The 22270-nt window shown below is 41.8% G+C and carries 21 protein-coding genes; 18 read left to right on the top strand and 3 right to left on the bottom strand.

The annotated features are described in order from the left end of the window. Positions 1-93 precede the first annotated feature (93 nt). From IGJ05_RS04055 to rbfA, 8 genes are all read left to right on the top strand, one after another. A complete protein-coding gene (locus tag IGJ05_RS04055; protein WP_121261544.1) occupies positions 94-528 on the top strand; it encodes a DUF4234 domain-containing protein in 435 nt (144 codons plus the stop codon). Further along, a complete protein-coding gene (locus IGJ05_RS04050; RefSeq protein ID WP_179135466.1) occupies positions 528-866 on the top strand; it encodes a DUF2752 domain-containing protein in 339 nt (112 codons plus the stop codon). Before IGJ05_RS04055 ends, IGJ05_RS04050 begins: the two co-directional genes overlap by 1 nt. A gap of 207 nt (positions 867-1073) precedes the next feature. Next, positions 1074-1547 carry a ribosome maturation factor RimP gene (gene rimP, locus IGJ05_RS04045; RefSeq protein WP_225001243.1) on the top strand — a complete coding sequence of 158 codons (474 nt, stop codon included), beginning with the start codon at positions 1074-1076 and terminating at the stop codon, positions 1545-1547. A gap of 21 nt (positions 1548-1568) precedes the next feature. Then, a complete protein-coding gene (gene nusA, locus IGJ05_RS04040; protein WP_060792086.1) occupies positions 1569-2783 on the top strand; it encodes a transcription termination factor NusA in 1215 nt (404 codons plus the stop codon). A gap of 16 nt (positions 2784-2799) precedes the next feature. After that, entirely contained in the window at positions 2800-3096 is a 297-nt protein-coding gene (gene rnpM / locus IGJ05_RS04035; protein WP_005225922.1) for an RNase P modulator RnpM, read from the top strand. Beyond that, positions 3089-3391, top strand: a complete 303-nt coding sequence (locus IGJ05_RS04030) for a YlxQ-related RNA-binding protein (protein WP_015509584.1) — start codon at positions 3089-3091, stop codon at positions 3389-3391. The genes rnpM and IGJ05_RS04030 overlap by 8 nt, the downstream gene beginning before the upstream one ends. A gap of 12 nt (positions 3392-3403) precedes the next feature. After that, positions 3404-6109, top strand: coding sequence for a translation initiation factor IF-2 (infB, locus tag IGJ05_RS04025; RefSeq protein ID WP_266166918.1), 2706 nt, complete (start codon positions 3404-3406; stop codon positions 6107-6109). A gap of 33 nt (positions 6110-6142) precedes the next feature. Beyond that, the gene (rbfA, locus tag IGJ05_RS04020; RefSeq protein ID WP_005225925.1) at positions 6143-6493 is read left to right on the top strand and encodes a 30S ribosome-binding factor RbfA; all 351 of its coding nucleotides are present in this window, start codon (positions 6143-6145) and stop codon (positions 6491-6493) included. Between the two features lie 97 nt (positions 6494-6590). On the opposite strand, the gene IGJ05_RS04015 is transcribed toward rbfA, so the two are convergent. Both IGJ05_RS04015 and IGJ05_RS04010 read right to left on the bottom strand, forming a co-directional pair. After that, positions 6591-8002 (bottom strand): IS3 family transposase gene (locus tag IGJ05_RS04015; RefSeq protein WP_438724977.1). Its coding sequence is split into 2 segments (ribosomal slippage): positions 6591-7534 and positions 7534-8002, totalling 1413 coding nucleotides; the frame shifts between segments, so codons are not numbered across the junction. Between the two features lie 86 nt (positions 8003-8088). Then, on the bottom strand, positions 8089-8667 hold the full coding sequence (locus IGJ05_RS04010; RefSeq protein WP_015509588.1) for a phosphatase PAP2 family protein: 579 nt from the start codon (positions 8665-8667) through the stop codon (positions 8089-8091). Positions 8668-8789: 122 nt separating this feature from the next. Here IGJ05_RS04010 and truB point away from each other — a divergent pair, with 122 nt between their 5' ends. From truB to iadA, 4 genes are all read left to right on the top strand, one after another. Further along, a complete protein-coding gene (truB, locus tag IGJ05_RS04005) occupies positions 8790-9716 on the top strand; it encodes a tRNA pseudouridine(55) synthase TruB (RefSeq protein ID WP_005225927.1) in 927 nt (308 codons plus the stop codon). Between the two features lie 2 nt (positions 9717-9718). Next, positions 9719-10672, top strand: a complete 954-nt coding sequence (ribF, locus tag IGJ05_RS04000; protein WP_081116847.1) for a riboflavin biosynthesis protein RibF — start codon at positions 9719-9721, stop codon at positions 10670-10672. Between the two features lie 239 nt (positions 10673-10911). Further along, positions 10912-12603 (top strand): putative basic amino acid antiporter YfcC, encoded by a 1692-nt coding sequence (gene yfcC, locus IGJ05_RS03995; protein WP_170927566.1) that lies wholly within the window; start codon positions 10912-10914, stop codon positions 12601-12603. Between the two features lie 30 nt (positions 12604-12633). Continuing rightward, on the top strand, positions 12634-13818 hold the full coding sequence (gene iadA, locus IGJ05_RS03990; protein ID WP_074934019.1) for a beta-aspartyl-peptidase: 1185 nt from the start codon (positions 12634-12636) through the stop codon (positions 13816-13818). A 141-nt stretch (positions 13819-13959) separates the two neighbouring features. Here iadA and IGJ05_RS03985 read toward each other — a convergent pair whose 3' ends face one another. Continuing rightward, the gene (locus IGJ05_RS03985; RefSeq protein WP_016610157.1) at positions 13960-14826 is read right to left on the bottom strand and encodes an aldo/keto reductase; all 867 of its coding nucleotides are present in this window, start codon (positions 14824-14826) and stop codon (positions 13960-13962) included. Between the two features lie 117 nt (positions 14827-14943). On the opposite strand from IGJ05_RS03985, the gene IGJ05_RS03980 reads away from it, so the two are divergent. From IGJ05_RS03980 to dnaJ, 6 genes are all read left to right on the top strand, one after another. Then, positions 14944-15591, top strand: a complete 648-nt coding sequence (locus IGJ05_RS03980; protein ID WP_015509594.1) for a hypothetical protein — start codon at positions 14944-14946, stop codon at positions 15589-15591. A gap of 444 nt (positions 15592-16035) precedes the next feature. Further along, on the top strand, positions 16036-17226 hold the full coding sequence (hemW, locus tag IGJ05_RS03975; RefSeq protein ID WP_081116846.1) for a radical SAM family heme chaperone HemW: 1191 nt from the start codon (positions 16036-16038) through the stop codon (positions 17224-17226). 183 nt (positions 17227-17409) lie between these two features. Further along, complete coding sequence (hrcA, locus tag IGJ05_RS03970; protein WP_005225934.1) at positions 17410-18453, top strand: heat-inducible transcriptional repressor HrcA; 1044 nt, start codon at positions 17410-17412, stop codon at positions 18451-18453. A gap of 38 nt (positions 18454-18491) precedes the next feature. After that, entirely contained in the window at positions 18492-19079 is a 588-nt protein-coding gene (grpE, locus tag IGJ05_RS03965) for a nucleotide exchange factor GrpE (protein ID WP_005225935.1), read from the top strand. Between the two features lie 52 nt (positions 19080-19131). Beyond that, positions 19132-20961 carry a molecular chaperone DnaK gene (dnaK, locus tag IGJ05_RS03960; RefSeq protein WP_005225936.1) on the top strand — a complete coding sequence of 610 codons (1830 nt, stop codon included), beginning with the start codon at positions 19132-19134 and terminating at the stop codon, positions 20959-20961. 126 nt (positions 20962-21087) lie between these two features. Further along, entirely contained in the window at positions 21088-22257 is a 1170-nt protein-coding gene (dnaJ, locus tag IGJ05_RS03955) for a molecular chaperone DnaJ (protein WP_005225937.1), read from the top strand. Positions 22258-22270: the final 13 nt, after the last annotated feature.

The raw sequence follows: 22270 nt of genomic DNA, 5'->3' as shown, positions 1-22270 counted from the left end.
TAACAAAAATAAATAAATAGGTTTTGTTATGATGATTATATTGTAGTATAATTGATAAGTGGCAAAAATGAAAAAAAAGAAAAGGAGTTTGTGATGAATTATAATTACGGAGTTAGAAAGAAATCGGTTGTATCGGTCATTTTATTAACATTTATTACTTGTGGCATTTATACATTCTTTTGGATGTACCAAACAACCAAAGAGCTGGCAGAATACAGCGGGGATAATCGTCTTTCGCCAGAAACATCGATCTTACTCACGATCCTTACTTGCGGATTGTACCAAATTTATTGGTGGTACCGAATTGCGGATATCTTTATGAGTGCACAGCAACGAGCGAATATGCCTCGTCTGAGTGACAACAAAATCCTTTTTGTCGTCTTGAGCCTTTTTGGTTTTGATTTTATCAACATGGCGATTTTACAAGGAGATATGAACCAAATGTGGGAAGCTGCTGATCAAAATGCCATGATGTCATCTGCTACATCAAACGATTCGTCTGATTCAGATGATTGGGTCGATTATTGATTTGTCCGTTTAAATGGTTAACGGGGTTTCCTTGTCCAGGTTGTGGCATGACGCGCGCCTACTTGCACTTATTTCAGGGTGATCTTGAAGGTGCGCTGCATTTTCATCCCTTGTTTTGGTTAGTGCCGATCGTATTCGGAATCGTTTTGTTCAAAAAAAATCCGAAAATCAGCAAACTTTACCACAGTCACAACCTGTGGCTGACCTTGACACTTTTGGTACTAGTGGTTTATGGTGGTCGGCTCTGGCTTCATTTCCCACATGACGCGCCAATGGACTTTGATCCAGAGAGCATTTTCCCACAACTACTACGCCGGATTGGTCAAGGGATTCACTAACAGCCCTTCATCTAAGCATTAAAAATCTTTAAGAAAATGCTTTGTTTTTTTCTGAAAGCGAAGGGAACATGCGACAGTAGTTGAATCTTTATGAAAATTGTGTTATATTTACAATGTAATGATACTTAGAGTGAGTGAGCGGTTTTTTCGCTCACTCTTTTTAATGGAATGAAGTTCGTTTCGTTGAGAAATAAAGGAGGCGATGTTGTGAGTACGGTAGTGGAAACTGTTACAGATATAGTGACCCCTATTCTGGATGCGCAAAAATTTGAATTAGTTGAAGTAGAATTCGTGAAGGAAGGGAAAAATTGGTTTCTTCGTGTGTTCATCGATAAAGAAGGCGGAATCGATATCGAGGAATGTGCCTTTGTCAGTGAACAACTTAGTGAACAATTAGACCAATGCGAACCTGATCCTATTCCACAGGCCTATTTCTTGGAAGTTTCTTCCCCTGGCGCCGAGCGTCCATTGAAGAAAGAAGCAGATTATCAACGGGCAGTCGGCGAGTACATTCATGTTTCTTTATATCAACCGATTGATGGAGAAAAACAGTTCGAAGGCTTTTTACAGTCATTCGACGAAAATCAGCTAGCTATTAAGACCCGAATCAAAACCAGAGAAAAAGAACGAACGATCGACCGGAAAAATATTGCCAAAGCTCGTTTAGCCATTCAATTTTAAACACGGAGGAATGAAAGAATCATGAGTAAAGAAATGTTGAATGCATTGGATGCATTAGAAGCAGAGAAAGGCATTTCAAAAGAGATTGTCATCGATGCCTTGGAAGCGGCATTGGTTTCAGCGTACAAACGTCATTACGGGCAAGCACAAAATGTGGAAGTTGAATTTGATCAGAAAAAAGGCAACATCCACGTCTATGCAGTCAAAGAAGTGACAGAAGAAGTCATGGACTCGCAACTAGAGGTTTCATTAAAAGAAGCGATGACAATCAATCCCGCTTATGAAATCGGCGACAAAATCCGTTTTGAAGTAACGCCTAAAGACTTTGGTCGTATTGCGGCGCAAACGGCAAAACAAGTCATTTTGCAACGGGTCCGTGAAGCAGAAAGAAACATTATCTATAACGAATTTAGTGCGTACGAAAAAGACATTCTGCAAGGAATCGTTGAACGCCAAGACAATCGTTATATCTATGTAAACTTAGGCAAAATTGAAGCCGTGCTTTCAAAACAAGACCAAATGCCAAATGAGTTTTATCAACCCCATGATCGGATCAAAGTATTCGTTTCTCGTGTTGAAAATACTTCGAAAGGCCCTCAAGTATTCGTTAGCCGTAGCCATCCAGATTTGCTACGCCGATTATTTGAACAAGAAGTGCCAGAAGTATATGATGGTACTGTAGAGATCGTAAGTATTGCTCGTGAAGCAGGGGATCGTGCCAAAGTCGCTGTTCGTTCCTTTGATGCCAACGTCGATCCAGTCGGCACTTGTGTCGGCCCTAAAGGTCAACGGGTTCAAGCGATCGTCAATGAACTAAAAGGCGAAAACATGGACATCGTGGAATGGAATGAAGATCCAGCGATCTTTATCGCCAATGCGTTGAATCCAGCAGAAGTCAGCGACGTTATTTTCGACGTTGATAATCCGAAAGCATGTACTGTTGTCGTTCCTGATTACCAATTATCATTGGCGATCGGTAAACGCGGACAAAATGCTCGTCTAGCAGCCAAATTGACTGGCTTCAAAATCGATATCAAATCAGAAACAGATATGGAAGAGTTTTATGCGAAGCTGGATGAAGGCGACTATATCGATGAGTATGATGCAACTGCTTCAGAAGCTGCTGAAGAAAGCAGCACAGAAGCAACAGAATCTGCAGAAACAGTTGATGAAGCGATCCTTTCATCAGATATGACTGCGGATGATTATGAAAATGTTGAGTTTGACGAAAAATAGTTGAGGTGAGATCGTGATGAAAAAACGAAAAATTCCTTTACGAAAATCAGTGATTTCAGGCGAAATGCTGCCTAAGAAAGAAATGCTTCGTATCACTCGTTCAAAAGAAGGCGTTGTTTCCATCGATCCAACAGGAAAAATGCCAGGTCGAGGAGCTTATATAGCGATCGAACCGGCTGAAGCCCAGAAAGCATGGGATAAGCGGATCTTGGATCGGGTGCTGGAAACGAAATTAACAGATGAATTTTACCAAGAACTATTGGACTATGTAACGCACCAAAAAGCGCGAAAAGAGTTATTTGCAAATGAATAAAACCAAAGCATTAAATATGTTAGGACTAGCCATGCGTGCTGGGAAATTAGTGACTGGTGAAGAAATGACCTTAAAAGAGATTCGCAATGAGAAAGCTGCTTTGGTCATTGTCGCCAGTGATGCTGGTAAAAATACACAAAAGAAAATTAAGGACAAAAGTTCTTATTACGAAATTCCGCTCCTAGATGCATTTTCTGCTGATGAAATCAGTGCGGCCATTGGGAAACCAAGAATGGTCATTGGCATCTTAGATCAAGGATTTGCAAGGAAGGTGCAGGAATTAATATTAGGTTAGGAAGGTGATTGCATGGGGAAAAAAAGAATTTATGAACTTGCAAAAGAATGGAACAAATCGAGCAAAGAGGTTGTTGAAAAAGCACAATCTTTAGGCTTTGATGTCAAAAATCATATGGGCGCGATCTCAGATGGAGAGGCGCAGAAATTGCAGCAGTCATTAGGCGGCAATCCAAATGGTAAAACATCTGCAAACTCAAATCCCGCAAATCAGAAACCAGCCAACCAGCCGGAAAAACAAGAACAAAAGAAATTTAAAACGCAAAGAAATAATCCTAACTTCCAAAACCGTCATAACAATCAAAGTCAACAGCGAACTACGCAAAGCAATAACCGTCCTGCTGGTCAAGGACAAGTAGAGCGCACGAACAGTCAAGGAAGTAACAGACCAAATAACCAAGGAAGTCATAATCGAGTGAATAACCAAGAGAATCGTAACAATCAAGGGCAACAAAACCGCCCAACAAACCAAGGACAACAAAACCGTCCGAATAATCAAGGGCAACAAAATCGCCCAAACAACCAAGGACAACAAAATCGTCCGAACAATCAAGGGCAACAAAATCGCCCAAACAACCAAGGACAACAAAATCGTCCAAACAATCAAGGACAACAAAACCGTCCAAACAACCAAGGGCAACAAAATCGTCCGAATAACCAAGGACAGCAAAACCGTCCAAACAACCAAGGACAACAAAATCGTCCGAACAATCAAGGGCAACAAAACCGTCCAGCCGCTCAATCTTCTGGAAATACGCAAGGGGCAGACCGTAACAACAACCGTACGCAAGGCTCGAATGATTCCCGTGGAGGAAATCAAAACCGCGGCAAGTCAAATTACGGTGGACGCAATAACAATTTCAACAACAACAATCGCAATAAATTTAACAAAAAAGGGAAAAAAGGCCGTCAGCAGACGGAAAAGAAACCGCCAGTTCCAGCACGTAAATTCCGTGAACTGCCAGAAGTATTGGAATATACAGAAGGCATGAACGTAGCGGATATCGCGAAAAAAATCTACCGTGAACCAGCAGAGATCATCAAGAAGCTCTTTATGATGGGGGTTATGGTCAATCAAAACCAACCTTTAGATAAAGATACGATTGAACTGCTTGCTACCGATTACGGAATCGAACCACAAGAAAAAGTTCAAGTGGATATCGCAGACATCGATAAATTCTTCGAAGCAGAAGAACAAATTGAAGAGAATTTAGTATCACGACCACCTGTTGTTACCATCATGGGTCACGTTGACCACGGGAAAACAACATTGCTTGATACGTTACGTCATTCACGCGTAACAAGTGGTGAAGCTGGAGGAATCACGCAGCATATTGGGGCTTACCAAATCGACATCAATGGCAAACCAATCACTTTCTTAGATACTCCTGGACACGCGGCGTTCACCAGTATGCGTGCACGGGGAGCAAGTATCACTGATATTACGATTTTAGTTGTCGCAGCTGATGATGGTGTCATGCCGCAAACGGTGGAAGCGATCAACCATGCGAAAGCAGCAAAAGTGCCAATCATCGTTGCAGTTAACAAAATCGATAAACCAGGTGCTAACCCTCAACATGTGATGCAAGAATTAAGTGAACATGAGTTGATCCCAGAAGCTTGGGGTGGGGATACGATCTTCGTTGAAATCTCAGCGAAATTTGGGCAAAACATTGAAGAATTGCTTGAAATGATCCTCTTAGTAGCAGAAGTCGAAGATTTGAAAGCTGATCCTACCCAACGAGCGATCGGTACCGTTATTGAAGCGCGCCTTGATAAAGGCAAAGGTCCTGTAGCAACACTATTGGTACAACAAGGAACTCTTCATGTTGGTGATCCAATCGTTGTAGGGAACACTTTCGGTCGTGTCCGCGTGATGACGAATGATTTAGGTCGTCGTGATAAAGCAGCTGGACCTGCAACGCCAGTCGAAATCACAGGATTGAACGATGTCCCTCAAGCAGGTGACCGTTTCGTTACCTTTGAAGATGAAAAAACGGCTCGGGCAGCAGGTGAAGAACGTGCAAAACGTGCCTTGATGGAACAACGTGCATCAAGCAGTCGTGTGACATTGGATAACTTGTTTGAAAGTCTAAAAGAAGGCGAACTGAAAGAAGTGAACGTCATCATCAAAGCAGACGTACAAGGTTCAGCCGAAGCGTTAGCTGCGTCATTGAAGAAAATCGATGTTGAAGGTGTGCGAGTAAACATCGTCCATTCAGCCGTTGGTGCCATTAATGAAAGTGACGTAACGCTAGCAGCAGCAAGTAATGCCATCATCATCGGATTCAACGTCCGCCCTACACCGCAAGCCAAACAGCAAGCGGAAGCAGAAAAAGTCGATATTCGTTTGCATCGCATTATCTACAAAGCGATCGAAGAAATCGAAACAGCGATGAAAGGGATGCTTGATCCTGAATTTGAAGAAAAAATCACCGGTCAAATGATCGTTCGTGAAACCTACAAAGTTTCTAAAGTTGGTACGATCGCTGGTTGCTATGTGACGGAAGGCAGTATTCGCCGTGACAGTGGTGTACGGGTGATTCGTGACGGTATCGTCATCTATGAAGGCAAACTTGCCAGCTTGAAACGCTTCAAAGACGATGTCAAAGAAGTGAAGCTAGGATTTGAATGTGGCGCGATGATCGAGAAATTCAACGACGTAAAAGTCGATGATGTGATCGAAGGCTATGTCATGGAAGAAGTACCAACAAAATAAACGAAATGACAACTATACAAGGAGGCTTTTTGAATGGCTAACTATCGAGATCGCCGAGTGGCGCAAGAAATCTTAAAAGAAGTCAATCAAATTCTTCGTAAAAAAGTTCGTGATCCTCGCGTGCAAGATGTGACGATCACAGATGTACGAGTAACTGGAGATTTGCAGCAAGCAACGATCTTTTACAGCACCTTGACGGACTTGGCTTCAGATAAGCAAAAAGCCCAAGCAGGACTGGAAAAAGCAACTGGGTTGGTTCGTCGTGAACTTGGCCAAGCGCTAACGCTCTACAAAGTTCCAGAAATCCAATTCGAGTTGGATGAATCTGTACAATACGGGAATAAAATTGATGAAATGATTCGCGCATTGCACTCAGAAGAATAAAAAAAGAACAGCTTCCAGTCGAATGTAGTGACCCCAAAAAGTTAGACTTTTATGGAGTGGAGAAATCCACTCCTTTTTTGTACGATAAAATTAACTGTTAGACAGCTGTTTTTACAGCTTCTCGAAACTGAACCGGACTTCGCCAATTTAATTTCTTTTTGATGCGTTTATGGTTGTAATAATAGATATATTGGTCAATTTTTGTTTTCAATTCATCTAAACTCCGATAGACTTCTCCATGAAAAATCTCTTGCTTTAATAAACCAAAGAAGTTTTCCATAGGTGAGTTATCTAAACAATTCCCTTTACGAGACATACTCTGGAAGATTTTATGCTGCTTCAATTTATTCTTATAAGCATTCATTTGATAGGCCCATCCTTGATCTGAATGGAAGGTTCTACGAAATGGACAATCATTTGTCATCTGGATTGCTTCTTCTAATCCTTCCATTATGGCTAGTGCGTTTGGTTTTTCAGAAATCCGATAAGATAGAATTTCACTATTGTAGAAATCCATGAAAGGATCTAAATACAGCTTTTTCTGACGAACGACACCTGTGGTGTCTACTTCATAATACTTAAACTCTGTGGTATCAGTTGTAATTTTTTGGTGACAGATATTTGTATAAAACCGACGATGAATACGATTTTTGGCGACATTGCCAACCTTCCCACGATAAGAATTGTACCGTCGAGATTTTCGAGTGTAAGAATTTACTTCGATACCTAGTTTTTTTATCAGACGTTGAATCTTCTTTTTATTGACATGAATCCCTTGATTCTCTAATTCTTTTTTTAGTCGCAGACAGCCATAGTCTTTATGCTCCTTGCGAATTTCAATCATTTTTTCTTCAATTTCTTGGTCTGGGTTTGGTCTGTCAAACCGTTTCTGCCAATACATATAGGTTGCTTTAGGAAATTTCAATGTTTCAAGAAGCTCAACTAGTTTGAATGATCCTCGGAGGCTGGCGATGATTCGTGCGATTGATTCTTGCGTCTTTGCTGGGCTTCCTGTTTTCGCAGCTTCCTCAACTCTTTTAAAAAGGCATTCTCAATTTGAAGGGATCGGACTTGCTTTTCTAATGCCTTGATACGATCGCGTTCTTCAGTTGTTGTATTTTCTTTTTTGTTCTCTTTTTTTCTAGCCAAAGTAAGTGGTCGCCCTTTCTCTTTTGAGATCCCCTCAATACCTGCTTCTCTGAAATTACGCATCCAATTGGCAATAAGCGCAGGGTTGTTCATTTCTAAAGTGCTGGCAACTTCTCGATAGGACATCTCACTTGTTTGATATAACTCTATCGCATTTAACTTAAATTGAACAGAATATTTCTGATTTTGATGCTTTCTCAATAGACCTTCCTCTCCGTATTCACGATAGGCATTCACCCAATCACTTACTTGAGACTTGCTTGAAATACCGTATTTATTGGCAAGATGCCGATATCCACCCACACCACTAAGATATTCTTTAACGATTTTTAGTTTTAATTCAAAAGGATATTTTGCCATACAAATAGCGACCCCCAAAAGTTAGATTTTTGGTCTAACTTTTGGGGGTCGCTTCAGAAGCTGTTCTTTTTTATTTGGAAAAAGCATCAGGAATTCATCAGTAAAGTAACCAGTCCAGCAACACCTGCCCCTAAGAGCCAACCACCGATCACATCTGTTAAAAAATGGATCCCTAAGTAGACTCTGCTAAAGCCAATCATAAAGCTAAGCAAAATTGCCAGTAAGGTCATCGGGATGACAGCTGAGGGAACCAATTGTCCAAGATTCAAGGCGATCGTTCCATACATGGCAGCGGATGTGGCAGCATGAGCACTAGGAAAGCTGTGATCTTTTTCTTCAACTAAACGATGATCAATAGGACGATCTCGTCGGACGATTCGTTTGATCAAGTAAGCAGCTGCTGATACTATGAAGATACTGACTGCTGTTTTTGGTGCAAGATCCGCCCGCGATGATGGAAAGGCAAACAACAGTAAAGCGATCGCAACTGTCGGAAAGGCTTTTCCTAAATTGGTAAAAAAGTGCATCATGCGCGTCAAAGAGGGCGTACGGCTTTGGATGATCTGCAAAGCAAACGCTTCTTCCCAACGCTGCATCGTGCCGAGCTGAATCATGATCAAAAAAATGGCAAATCCAATAAATGACCCTATCGTTAAAACAACCATTTTAGGACCTCCTTATATGCTTAGTTTATCATGTAATGAGAAAGAGCGAAAAGGATTTTGTCGTGCAATGAATTTTTTTTATATGTTATAATAAGCAAGTTGAAGTGAAATGGAGGAATACGATGGACGGGATTTTACCATTATGGAAAGAGCGTGGACAAACAAGTCACGACTGCGTGTTTAAATTACGAAAAATATTAAAGACAAAAAAAATCGGACACAGCGGCACACTAGATCCTGACGTGGATGGTGTCTTGCCCATTTGTATCGGAAAAGGAACGAAGATCGTCGAATACTTGGTTGATTCTGGAAAAGTCTACACCGGGGAAATCACTTTGGGCTTCAGTACCACTACAGAAGATCGGTCGGGGGATATCGTTGAACAACAAGCACTAACTCGTCCTTTTACGAAGGAAGAGATCGATCAGGCAATGAAACAGTTGACGGGGACGATTACCCAGATCCCGCCGATGTATTCGGCGGTCAAAGTCAATGGCAAACGACTTTACGAATATGCTCGTAACAATGAAACTGTCGAGCGGCCACAGCGCAAAGCAGAAATTTATTCCTTTGAACGAATTTCAGAGCCGATTATTCATGAGAACAATACGCAAAGCTGGCGTTTTGAAGTTGCTTGTGGAAAAGGGACCTATGTTCGCACATTAGCGGTCGACACAGGGAAATTGCTGGGTGTACCCGCGCATATGTCTGATTTGACTCGCCTAAAAAGCGGTGGTTTTTCAAAAGAACAATCCTACACGATTGCAGAGGTGCAAAAGGCAGTCGATGAACAACGTGTTTCGGAACTACTACTACCTTTAGAATACGGGGTATCAGAATTTCTTCAAGTGACGATCGATGCAGACCTCTGGCAGAAAGTAAAAAATGGCATGCGTTTGCCCTTCAGCGCGTTTGGATTACCAAAGCGCCCAGAGGAATTAGTGGCGATTTTTTATCGAGAACAATTGATCAGTATCTATAAAGCTCATGACAAATACCAGGATATGATGAAACCGGTAAAAGTCATCCGTACAGAAATAGGAGAATGAATATGGAAATCATTGAAATAAGACACCCTTATGATCACGCAGCGATTCCTGATGAGGAGATCGTCTTAGTTTTAGGCTTTTTCGATGGCGTGCATTTAGGTCATCAAAAAGTCATTGAAACAGGACGAAAGATTGCAGAGGAGAAAGGGTTAAAATTGGCGTTGATGACCTTTAATCAGCATCCCTCGATCGTTTTTCAAAAGGTTGATCCTGAAAAAATGCAATACCTGACCAGTTTGCCGCAAAAAGAAGCGCACATGGAACAACTTGGGGTAGATATTCTTTATATCATTGAATTTACTTCTGCTTTTGCAAATTTGGCACCGCAAGTATTTGTAGATGAATACATGATCGGACTGCATGCAAAAGTTGTTGTTGCAGGTTTTGACTATACCTATGGCAAGAAAGAGATAGCCAACATGGCGCTTTTGCCAACCTATGCAGAAGGACGTTTTGAAGTCGTGACTGTCGCGCAAGAATCGTTTCATGAGGAAAAGGTCAGCTCCACACGCATTCGCTCTGCACTACAAAATGGTGATATGGCGCAAGTCAATCGCTTGTTAGGGTATATTTATGAATTTGAAGGAACCGTCGTTCACGGTGATGCTAGAGGACGAGAACTTGGGTTTCCAACCGCAAATATCAAAGTGAAGAGCACCGTTCGGTTGCCAAAAGAAGGCGTCTATGTGACGGAAATCAAAGTTGGTGACAAGTGGTATCCATCGATGGGATCGATTGGTCACAATGATACGTTTGGTCAAGGTCGCCAGTTAACAGTAGAGATTTATATTCTCGATTTTCACCAAGATATCTATGGTGAAACCGTGGCGATCCGTTGGCATCATTTCTTACGTGATCAAGTCGCTTTCAATGGCGCACAAGCGTTGATCGAGCAATTAAAGCAAGATGAACGAGACACTGAAGCTTTTTTTAATGGGCTTTCTGAAGAAAACTAGTCATTCGTAGTGAAAAGAAGCGTTTCTGGCTTCTTTTCACTTTTTCTTTTTCTCTCTTTTTATAACGTAGTTTATTTGAATTCTAATGCTTTCCCCATGAGGAAAAAACGTTTTTTCGATATACTAAAAAATAGGCTAAAATGATAATTTATGCAGTACGCTGCAAAGGGAAAGGGAGAGAAAAAGTGACAATTGGAAAAAAAGCGAAAAAGGGGAAAGAAAAGAAAGATTTAACCAAAATGAAAACGCCGCATACGTATGTCATCATTTTTGGGGTTGTGCTGTTGGCATGGTTGCTGACTTTCTTAGTTCCTGCTGGGAAATTTAGTACACAAGAAATCGAGTATACCGATGCAAATGGGGACATAAGTACCAGAACGGTCTTGATGCAAGATTCGTTTCGTTATGCCTACCCGTTAGATAACGAATACGTCTATCAACAGTTGAATCAATTGGAAGACGATCCACAAGAGCTGGAAGAATTAGATGTCGATCCTGAGGCTTTAGCAGCTGTTCTAGCTGAAGGGCCTAAAGAGTTGTCCCAGAGTCAATTAGATGAGGTCGGGCTAACGGATGACACCCTTTACAGCCTTTATGGCGAAAAGATTTATGATACTTCAGAAAAACTGCATAAAACAGCCAAGGTTTGGGGAACCGATGACTTTGGCGGTTTCGGCTTTTTAAATTTCGTTTTTGAAGGGTTGGTTTCTGGCGACAAATACGGCTCAGCAGTAGGGATTGCAGCACTGATTTTAGTGGTCGGTGGTGCATTTGGTATTATCATGCAAACCGGAGCGATCGATGCGGGGATCTTTGCATTTATCAGCAAAACCCGTGGATTAGAACGTTTGGCATTGCCGCTGTTGTTCTTTGCTTTTTCATTTGGTGGTGCTACTTTTGGGATGGCAGAAGAAGTCATTCCGTTTTCGATGGTCATGGTGCCTTTCGTGATCGCATTAGGGTATGACTCGATCGTGGCGGTCACTGTCACCTATGTCGCCTCCCAGATTGGGAATGCCACCTCGTGGATGAGTCCATTTAGTGTGGCAGTGGCTCAAGGGATCGCAGGTATTCCCGTTCTTTCAGGCGCAACGTTCCGAATCATCATGTGGGTCGTGGTTACCGCATTATCCGCAGGATACCTCATGATCTATGCCGAAAGAATTCGCAAGAATCCTGAGAAATCGCTCACGTATCAATCAGATGCGTATTTTCGAAATCATCTTGAAAAAACCTCCAGTGAGCAAAAACCATTTTTATTAGGTCATAAATTGATCTTGGTTGAAATGCTGGCGGTCTTGATCTGGATCGTATGGGGTGTGACACAAAAAGGCTATTATATTCCCGAGATCGCTTCTCAATTCTTTGTTATGGGCTTAGGGGCAGGAATCATAGCGGTTCTTTTCAAATTAGAAAATATGGGCTTGAATGATGTGGCGAGTGCCTTTCAATCAGGGGCCTCAGAATTAGCGGGAACTGCAATCGTTGTAGGGATGGCCAAAGGGATTCTTCTGGTTCTCGGCGGTTCTGATGCCAACGTGCCGTCAGCCTTGAATACGATTTTGCACAGCATCGGTGGTTTGTTAAGCAATGTTCCAGCATTTATTGGTGCATGGTTCATGTACATTTTCCAAAGCTTCTTCAATTTGATCGTGACCTCCAATTCAGGTCAGGCTGCATTGACCATGCCGATCATGGCGCCATTAGCTGATCTTTTAGGTGTTTCAAGACAGATCGCTGTATTGGCTTATCAATTAGGCTCAGGCTTCATGGATGCCTTCACCCCAGTATCGGCAAGTCTGATCGGTGTGCTAGGTGTCGCAAGAATCGAATGGGTGAAATGGGCGAAATTCCAGATCAAAATGCAAGGGTTCTTATTTGTATTAGGAACGATCTTCATCTTTATTGCAGTCGCGATCGGCTTGCAATAAGAAGCAATCAGACACGAGGAGGAAGCACTCATGAAGGTGATACGACAAGCGGAGGTTTATGCGCCTGACTATTTAGGAAAAAAAGATATTCTTTTAAGCGAAGACAAGATCATTGCTATTGAAGATTCGATCGAAGGAGGATTCTCAGGGGTTCCTCTTGAAGAAATCGATGGCACAGGGTTACTCGCTGTTCCCGGCTTTATTGACTGCCACTTTCATATCTTAGGAGGTGGCGGGGAAGGCGGCTTTCAGAACCGGACACCAGAAGTGAAATTGTCTCAGCTGACCTCTGCGGGGGTAACGACAGTGGTTGGGTGTTTGGGTACTGACGGAGTAGGCAGAGATATGACTGCCTTGATCAGTAAGGCCCGTGGACTAGAGGCAGAAGGCATCACGACGTACTTGTATGACGGTTCTTATCGATTGCCATTGACTCCGGTCACCGATTCTATCATTCAAGATTTTTTGACTATTGACAAAATCATTGGTATCGGTGAAATTGCCGTTTCTGACCATCGTTCTTCACAACCGAGTTTCGAAGAATTTACCCGCGCGGTGGCGGATGCCCGTGTTGGTGGGATGCTTTCTGGAAAAGCAGGCATCGTAAACGTCCACTTAGGTGGAGGAAAGAGAAAATATGAGCTACTTTTACGAACCATCGAAGAAACAGAGATTCCAATCAGCCAATTTTTACCGACACATGCCAATCGGACCAGCGAGCTTTTCGAAGCAAGTATTGCTTTTGCAAAAATGGGTGGAACGATTGATTTTACAGCGAGTGAGGATCCTGATTTCTGGGAAAAAGAAGACGATGAGGTTCGCTTCAGTAAAGGATTGAAGCGTTTGTTAGCAGAAGGGATCGGGCTGGATCAATTTACCATGACCTCTGATGGGCAAGGCAGCCTCCCGTACTTTGATGAAAACAATCAATTCATAGGTCTGGGTGTCGGTAGTTCGCGAGCGCTGATGGTAGGCATTAAAGAAGCAGTCCAAAAAGAGCAGATTCCATTGGAGATCGCCATTCGAGCAATCACTTCTAATCCAGCGAAAGTATTGAAGCTTGATCAAAAGGGACGTCTTGCAGCAGGGATGGATGCTGATATTTGCTTGCTGAACAAAGAAACATTAGTAGTAGAAACGGTTCTAGCGAAAGGCAGAACGATGGTAGAAAAACAAGAAGTAAAAGTGTGGGGTACCTTTGAGCAACTAACATAAGAAGATTCCAGCTTTGACAAACTAAGAAACGGTTGTTTTTCTAAACAGAGTTGTAGAAGATAAAAAATAAGCAGCCCGATCCATGACCAGCATTTACTGGACTTGATCGGACTGCTTTTTTTCAATTAAACGCAAGCATTCTTAAGCTTGTAACTCATCCAATTTCTTCATGTCTTCTTCAGAAATTTCAAAGTCAACTTTGGCATTGTCAGCAATGTATTCTTCATGAACGGATTTTGGCAATGGCAGAATGTCTTTTTGTAGCAAGTAACGAATTGAAAGTTGTGGAATAGATTTTCCATAAGCTTCCGCAATCGTCTTCACTGCATCGTTATCGAGTAAACGACCGGTGGCGATTGGAGAATAGCCTTCCACTAAAATTTCGTGGTCTTTACAAAATGCCAATAACTCTTCATTTGTGCGTCCAATATGGTAAACAAACTGGTTGACCATCGGTTTCACATCGCAATGATCAAAAATATTCTGTAAATCTTTTTGATCGAAGTTGGAAACACCAATTGATTTTACTTTCCCACTTAAGTAGGCTTCTTCTAATGCTTTCCAAACATCGATGTTTTCAAGATAAAAATCTTTGTTTTCTGGATTGTTTCCCATGATTTTCCAAGGACGAGGGGCGTGGATCAAAATCAAATCGATATACCCTAAGTCAAGTTTTTTTAGAGAAGCATCAATGCTATCAACCGCTTCTTGGTAGGTCTTCAACTCAGCAGGTACTTTCGTGGTAACAAAAATTTCTTCGCGGGCAACGCCTGAATCGCGCACAGCTTTCCCAACCGCTTCTTCGTTTTTGTAAGCTGCCGCTGTATCGACATGTCGATAACCGTTTTGAATGGCAAATTTTGTGGCGTTGTAAGCATCTTCTGGAGAAGATTGCCAGGTTCCAAGGCCAATCTTAGGAATCGTCAGTTTGTTCTGCAAGGTAAATGTTTCTTGTAATATCACGTATCTCAACCTACTTTCATCGCTTTTTTTTGTTACATCTTCCATTATAAAACGTTTTCTTGTTTGAAACAAATCAGACGCTGAAACTTTTTCGGTAAATTGACTTTCAAAAGGATCTTTGATACATTATCAGCAACCTAAACGCAGAAAGATGTGGAAAAAATGGATTTTGTAAAAGAAGATTTTGCCTATTATCGGCGCTCTTTTGAATTGATGTATCGCAGTTATTTCCGTAGAAGAATGATTGCCCTGGGTGTAGCGATTTTGATTATCTTAGGTTATTTATTTTTGTTACAAGAAAGTTTGCTTTTAAATATCATCTTGCTAGGTATTTTGCTAGGGATGATGGCGTGGCTGGTTTCACTTTCTCAGAAGGCGAGTGAGGTCGTACGTGCTTTTGAAGAAGAAAATCAGGTGCCGCAAATTCATCAACTGACAGAATTCGAGGATCATTATGCGTTCCCAATGAACGATGGAACAACGATGCGCGTTAAGAAAAACGGCAATCGCAACTTCCCTTCCAATAATAAGCAGTACACGTTGATGGCAGGCTATAAAAAAGTTTTCTTTGTGCAACAACCCTTGATGATTTTTTACTATGACCTCTTGGAAATGAAGTATGATGAAGCGTATCGTTTGAAACGAAATCGACAAAACGGGTTCAATCGTTGGTCGCGTTATTTCAGCTTTCGCTCCTTTAAGGGATCGATCGGCAATGTTTTTCAATTCTTGCTGGGAAATATTTTCTTCTTATTTATTGCGTATCGGTTGATCCGCTATCTGATCGATATTTTGCTACACATTCTATAACGGTCGCCAAGGGGATAATTCTCATCGTTTTCATAGACTGGTGAAAAAGATGATAGGACTTAATTTTTTAAAAAAGGTATACTTAAGTCAGATAAGACAAGCAATTGTCTTTCAAGAATAAGAGTACTGCTCTTGTTAAGTAAGCCGTCAGCAACAGCTTATCTATTGTGGCGCTAACAGTTTGGGGGAAGTGTTAGTTCTTGTAACAAACAGATTTTTTTCTGGGTGGGATAAGAACAAAAGCGGTATTTTACCGTACTTAATAAGAGTAGTGCTCTTAATTTTTGCTATGACTATTTGAAGACATCACTTCTTGGAAGTGGTGTTTTTTCTTGCCCAAAAATAGTCCAAGTGATAGGAGAATTCTAAGAACTATGCTACAATGAGTGCCGATGCTCTCAGCGCTGGGAGCAAAAAAAGAAGGTAGAGGAGAATCACTTAGGAATGCCTGAAGATCAAACAATAAACGATCCATCTACAAAAAGCGCGCAAAATATTTCTGCGTATATACATATACCATTCTGTGAACATATCTGCTATTACTGTGACTTCAACAAAGTGTTTTTAGAAGGGCAGCCAGTGGATGAGTACATCGAAGCGTTACTAAAAGAAATTGAGCTGACCCTCTTGCGTCAGCCTATCAATGAGGCGGAAACAATTTATATCGGCGGCGGGACGCCAACGTCGCTTTCGGCGAACCAGCTGGATCGATTGCTTTCAGGTGTGCATGAATTGCTGCCGACCCACACAACCAAAGAGTTTACCGTGGAAGCAAATCCTGGCGATTTGAGTGAAGAAAAAATGCTGGTTTTGAAAAACCATCAAGTCACTCGCTTGTCGATGGGGGTCCAAACCTTTGATAATCGCTTGCTTAAAAAAATTGGCCGCAAGCATACCGCTGAAGATGTTTATTCAACCATTCAGCTACTGGAAAAACATGATTTTCAGAATGTGACGATCGATTTGATTTATGCACTTCCGGGACAAAGCATAGAAAGCTTCCGTGATACACTGACGCGAGCGATTGATCTCGGGTTGCCTCACTATGCGATGTATTCCTTGATTTTAGAAAACAAAACCATGTTTATGAACTGGGTTCGCCAAGGGAGAATGGCGCTGCCTTCTCAAGAAGCTGAAACGCAGATGTTTGATGAGGCGATCGCCGCGATGACAAAAGCTGGCTTGAATCAATATGAAATCAGTAATTTTGCACGACCAGGGTATGAGTCCTTGCATAATCTAGTGTATTGGAACAATGAACATTATTTTGGCTTTGGGGCAGGCGCCAGCGGGTATCTTGGACAGACCCGCTACAAGAATAAAGGTCCAATCCAGCATTATTTGAAACCATTACAGGAAAATCAATTGCCAATCCATGAAACCGAAGAATTGACAACCAGTAATCAAATGGAAGAGGAACTGTTTTTAGGCCTTCGTAAAAAGGCTGGCATTTCAAAAATACGCTTTGCAGAAAAATTCGGGAAGTCTTTTCAGGAAATCTATGGTTCAACTAGCGAACAGTTGATTCAAAAAGGCTGGTTGGCTAGTCAAGGTGATCGTGTCTTTTTAACGAAAGCTGGGATGTTCATTGGCAACGAAGTGTTTGAAGCATTTCTCTTGGATGGAGAAAAATAAGAAAGAACAAGGAAGAGAAGTAGCCATTTCGCGCTGCTTCTTTTTTTGATTTCTTTTTTTAGCACTCTCTTAGAAAGAGTGCTAAAAAAGTGATGCAAATACTTGACATTCCTAGCAAATATGGTATATTTATAATCGTGTTAGCACTTAATAGGAATGAGTGCTAACGGAGGAGTGGATAAAATGTTGACACCTAGACAACAAATGATTTTACACCTCATCATCCAAAACTATACGAATACTGGTCAGCCCACGGGCTCGAAGCGATTGATGGAAGATGGGGTTGAAGCTAGCTCTGCCACCATTCGTAATGAGATGAAGGCGCTGGAAGAAGCTGGACTTCTGCTAAAAACACATTCATCTTCAGGGCGTGTGCCATCAATAAAAGGGTATCGCTATTACGTTGATCACTTATTGAAGCCATCTGAAGTTGACCAAAACGAAATTCAAACCATTCGTCATTCTTTTGGAAAAGATTTTCATGAAATCAATGAAATCATCCAGCAGTCTGCCACGATCTTGTCCAACTTGACTAGCTATACAGCGTTGTCTCTCGGACCAGATATGAAGGAAAGGAAATTGACGGGCTTTCGAATCGTCCCTTTGAATGCACGACAGATCATCGCGATCATCGTGACGGATAAAGGAAATGTCGAAAATCAAGTCTTTACTCTTCCTGAATCGATGAGCAGCGAAGATTTGGAAAAAATGGTAAGGATCATCAACGACAAATTGATCGGTGAACCTCTAATGACGGTCTACCATCGATTAAGAACCGAGATTCCTATGATTCTGCATAAGTATTTTCAAACGACTGACGGAATCGTTGATCTCTTTGATACGATGCTGAGCCATATTTTTGAAGAAAAAATCTTCGTCGGCGGGCGAATGAATCTTCTGGATTTTGAACCGACGCAAGATGTTAGTCAGTTCAAATCGATGTATTCATTTATGAAAAACGCAGATCAGCTGACACAGTTACTGGCGCCAAGAGATTCTGCGATTCAAATCAGAATCGGCTCTGAGCTTGGCAACGACTTGTTACAAAATATGAGTTTGATCCAAGCCAGCTATGAAATCGAAGGTCATGGACAAGGAACGATCGCTTTATTAGGTCCATCAAGTATGCCGTATTCACGGATGTTTGGATTGATGGAAGTTTTTCGAGGCGAGTTAGCAAAAAAATTGGCCGATTATTATCGCGCATTAGACGCTGCCAATGAATAAGCGGCAATGAAACAAATCGTAGAAGGGATGGTTGAAACGTGACGGAAAAAGAAGAGCGTTTAGATGAAGAATTAGATAAAACTGCTGAAGAAACCGCAGAAACAACTGAATCTTCAAATGAATCAACTGAAACTGAAGCACAGACTCCTCAACCAGAGGAAGAAGCAGTGGAAAAAAGCGAATTGGAACTTTTGCAAGAAAAGAATAACGAATTGGAAGATCAATTCCTTCGTGCTCGTGCAGAGATCGCAAATATCACTTCACGTAACCGCAACGAGCGGGAACTTTTACAAAAATACCGCTCGCAAGATCTTGGCAAAAAACTGTTGCCAGCAATCGACAATTTGGAACGAGCGATGGCAGCAGATGTCGATCAAGACCAAGCTGCGAATTTGAAAAAAGGCGTTGAAATGGTTCTTGAAAGTCTGCGTCAAGCCTTAAAAGAAGAGGGAATCGAAGAGATTCCTGCTGAAGGTGCAATGTTCGATCCGAACTTGCATCAAGCGGTGCAGACTGTACCTGCCTCTGATGAAACACCGGCAGACACAATCGTTACTGTCTTGCAAAAAGGGTATAAATTGCATGATCGTGTCTTGCGTGCAAGCATGGTCATCGTTGCACAATAGTTCTTTCTATCTATAAGTAGATGTTTAAATTAAAAAAGGGAGTGTATTACTTATGAGTAAAATTATCGGTATCGACTTAGGAACAACAAACTCAGCTGTTGCTGTCCTTGAAGGCGGCGAAGCAAAAATCATTACGAATCCAGAAGGAAACCGTACCACACCTTCTGTTGTCTCATTCAAAAACGGTGAGATCCAAGTAGGGGAAGTTGCAAAACGCCAAGCAGTAACAAACCCGAATACGATTTCTTCTATTAAACGCCATATGGGTGAAGCTGGATACAAAGTAGAAGTTGAAGGCAAATCCTATACACCACAAGAAGTTTCCGCAATGGTTCTTCAATACATCAAAGGATTTGCTGAAGACTATTTAGGTGAAAAAGTTGAAAAAGCAGTCATTACTGTTCCTGCATACTTCAACGATGCACAACGTCAAGCAACCAAAGATGCTGGTAAAATTGCCGGTCTTGAAGTAGAACGGATCGTCAACGAACCAACTGCCGCAGCTTTAGCTTATGGGTTAGATAAAACAGATAAAGATGAAAAAATCCTAGTCTTTGACTTAGGTGGCGGTACTTTTGACGTATCGATCCTTGAATTAGGGGATGGCGTCTTTGACGTATTATCAACTGCTGGGGACAACAACCTAGGTGGGGATGACTTTGATAACAAAATCATCGATCACATGGTAGCAGAATTCAAAAAAGAAAACGGCATTGATCTTGGAAAAGATAAAATGGCCTTGCAACGTTTGAAAGATGCTGCTGAAAAAGCAAAAAAAGACTTGTCAGGTGTAACAAGTACTCAAATCAGCTTGCCATTTATCACAGCTGGTGATGCTGGTCCATTGCACTTGGAAATGACCTTGACTCGTGCGAAATTCGATGAATTGACCGCAGACCTAGTCGAACGGACAAAAATTCCAGTACGCCAAGCTTTGAAAGATGCTGGCTTATCACAATCAGAAATCGATGAAGTCATCTTAGTTGGTGGTTCAACACGTATTCCAGCAGTAGTTGATGCTGTTCGTAAAGAAACCAATAAAGAACCAAACAAATCAGTAAACCCAGATGAAGTGGTAGCGATGGGTGCTGCGATCCAAGGTGGCGTGATCACAGGTGATGTGAAAGATGTCGTCTTACTAGACGTTACACCATTATCATTAGGTATCGAAACAATGGGTGCCGTCTTCACAAAACTGATCGATCGTAACACAACGATCCCTACAAGTAAATCACAAGTCTTCTCAACTGCAGCAGACAATCAACCAGCCGTTGATATCCATGTCTTGCAAGGGGAACGCCCAATGGCAGCTGACAACAAAACATTAGGTAGATTCCAATTGACGGATATTCCACCAGCACCTCGTGGCATCCCTCAAATCGAAGTAACATTTGATATCGATAAAAATGGGATCGTCAATGTTTCTGCAAAAGATTTAGGTACACAAAAAGAACAAAAAATCACGATCAAATCATCTTCAGGTTTATCAGATGAAGAAATCGAACGCATGGTAAAAGATGCTGAAGCAAACGCTGAAGCCGACAAACAACGCAAAGAAGAAGTTGATCTACGCAATGACGTCGATGCTTTGTTGTTCACTGTTGATAAAACATTGAAAGAGCTTGAAGGCAAAGTGGATGCAGACGAAGTCAAAAAAGCGGAAGAAGCTCGTGATGAGTTGAAAGCTGCACTTGAAGCAAACAACTTAGAAGAAATGAAAACGAAACGTGATGCTTTGAATGAAATCGTACAAAACTTAACTGTTAAGTTATACGAACAAGCAGCACAACAACAAGCACAAGAAAATCCAGAAGCTGCACAAGGCGGCGCAGACGATGTGGTTGACGCCGACTTTGAAGAAGTAGACGGTGACGATAAATAATCGCTGTTTGTGAAAAAGCCAAAGTCACCGCTTTGGCTTTTTCTTATGAATTTGCGAAACGTATTTTTCTAGAGCGAATTATATGCTAAAATACGAGAGACGCAAGAATATAGTGGAGGGAAGCCAATGGCAGACAAAAGAGATTATTATGAGGTCTTAGGTCTACAAAAAGGGGCTTCGGATGACGAAATCAAAAAAGCTTATCGTAAGCTTTCAAAACAATATCATCCAGACATCAATAAAGAACCTGATGCAGAAGCAAAGTTTAAAGAAATTTCTGAGGCCTATGAAATATTAAGTGATTCCCAAAAAAGAGCTGCTTATGACCAGTATGGTCATGCTGGTACCGATCCGAACTACGGAGGCGGTTATGGCGGTGGATTCGGCGGCTTTAACAGTGGCGGATTCTCCGGAGGCGGTTTTGGTGGATTTGAAGACATTTTCGAATCGTTTTTCGGTGGTGGAGGCGGCAGAGCAGCCAATCCTAATGCACCTCGACAAGGAGCGGACTTGCAATATGCGGTTGATCTTTCCTTTGAAGAAGCGATTTTCGGAGTGGAAAAAACTGTTCAATACAATCGTGAAGAAACCTGTCATACCTGTGGTGGAAACGGGGCAAAACCAGGTACTTCACCAGAAACCTGTCATAAATGTCATGGTGCAGGTACCATCAATGTTGAACGTCAAACACCGCTTGGTCGTGTGATGAGCCGTCAAACCTGTGATGTTTGTCATGGAACTGGGAAAGAAATCAAAGAACCATGTACAACATGTCATGGTACTGGCCATGAAAAGAAAAAACACAGCGTGAAAGTCAACGTACCTGCAGGTGTCGAAGATGGACAACAAATGCGCTTGTCTGGTCAAGGAGAAGCTGGCACCAATGGTGGTCCTTATGGTGATCTGTACGTTGTTTTCCGAGTGGAAGAAAGTGATATTTTTGACCGTGATGGGTCGGAAATTTATTACGAACTGCCGTTAAACTTTGTCCAAGCTGCTTTAGGCGACGAAGTCAATGTACCAACGGTTCATGGGAATGTGAAATTAAAAATTCCAGCTGGTACGCAAACAGGCACAAACTTCCGCTTACGCGGTAAGGGAGCCCCTCGCTTACGGGGAGGCGGCAATGGCGATCAACAGGTCAAAGTGAAGCTGATCACACCTAAGAACTTAAATGAGGAACAAAAAGAGGCATTGCGGGCTTATGCAAAAGCCAGTGGCCATGAAACGAACGAACAACAACCAGAAGGATTTTTTGATAAAATGAAAGATGCTTTTGGTGGGAAAAAGAAATAACCATGAAAGAATC

Source organism: Enterococcus sp. AZ167, from assembly GCF_051714025.1.
Taxonomy (GTDB): domain Bacteria; phylum Bacillota; class Bacilli; order Lactobacillales; family Enterococcaceae; genus Enterococcus_D; species Enterococcus_D casseliflavus.
Note: the sequence above shows the minus strand (reverse complement) of the source record. Positions and strands in the feature narration are given on the sequence as shown.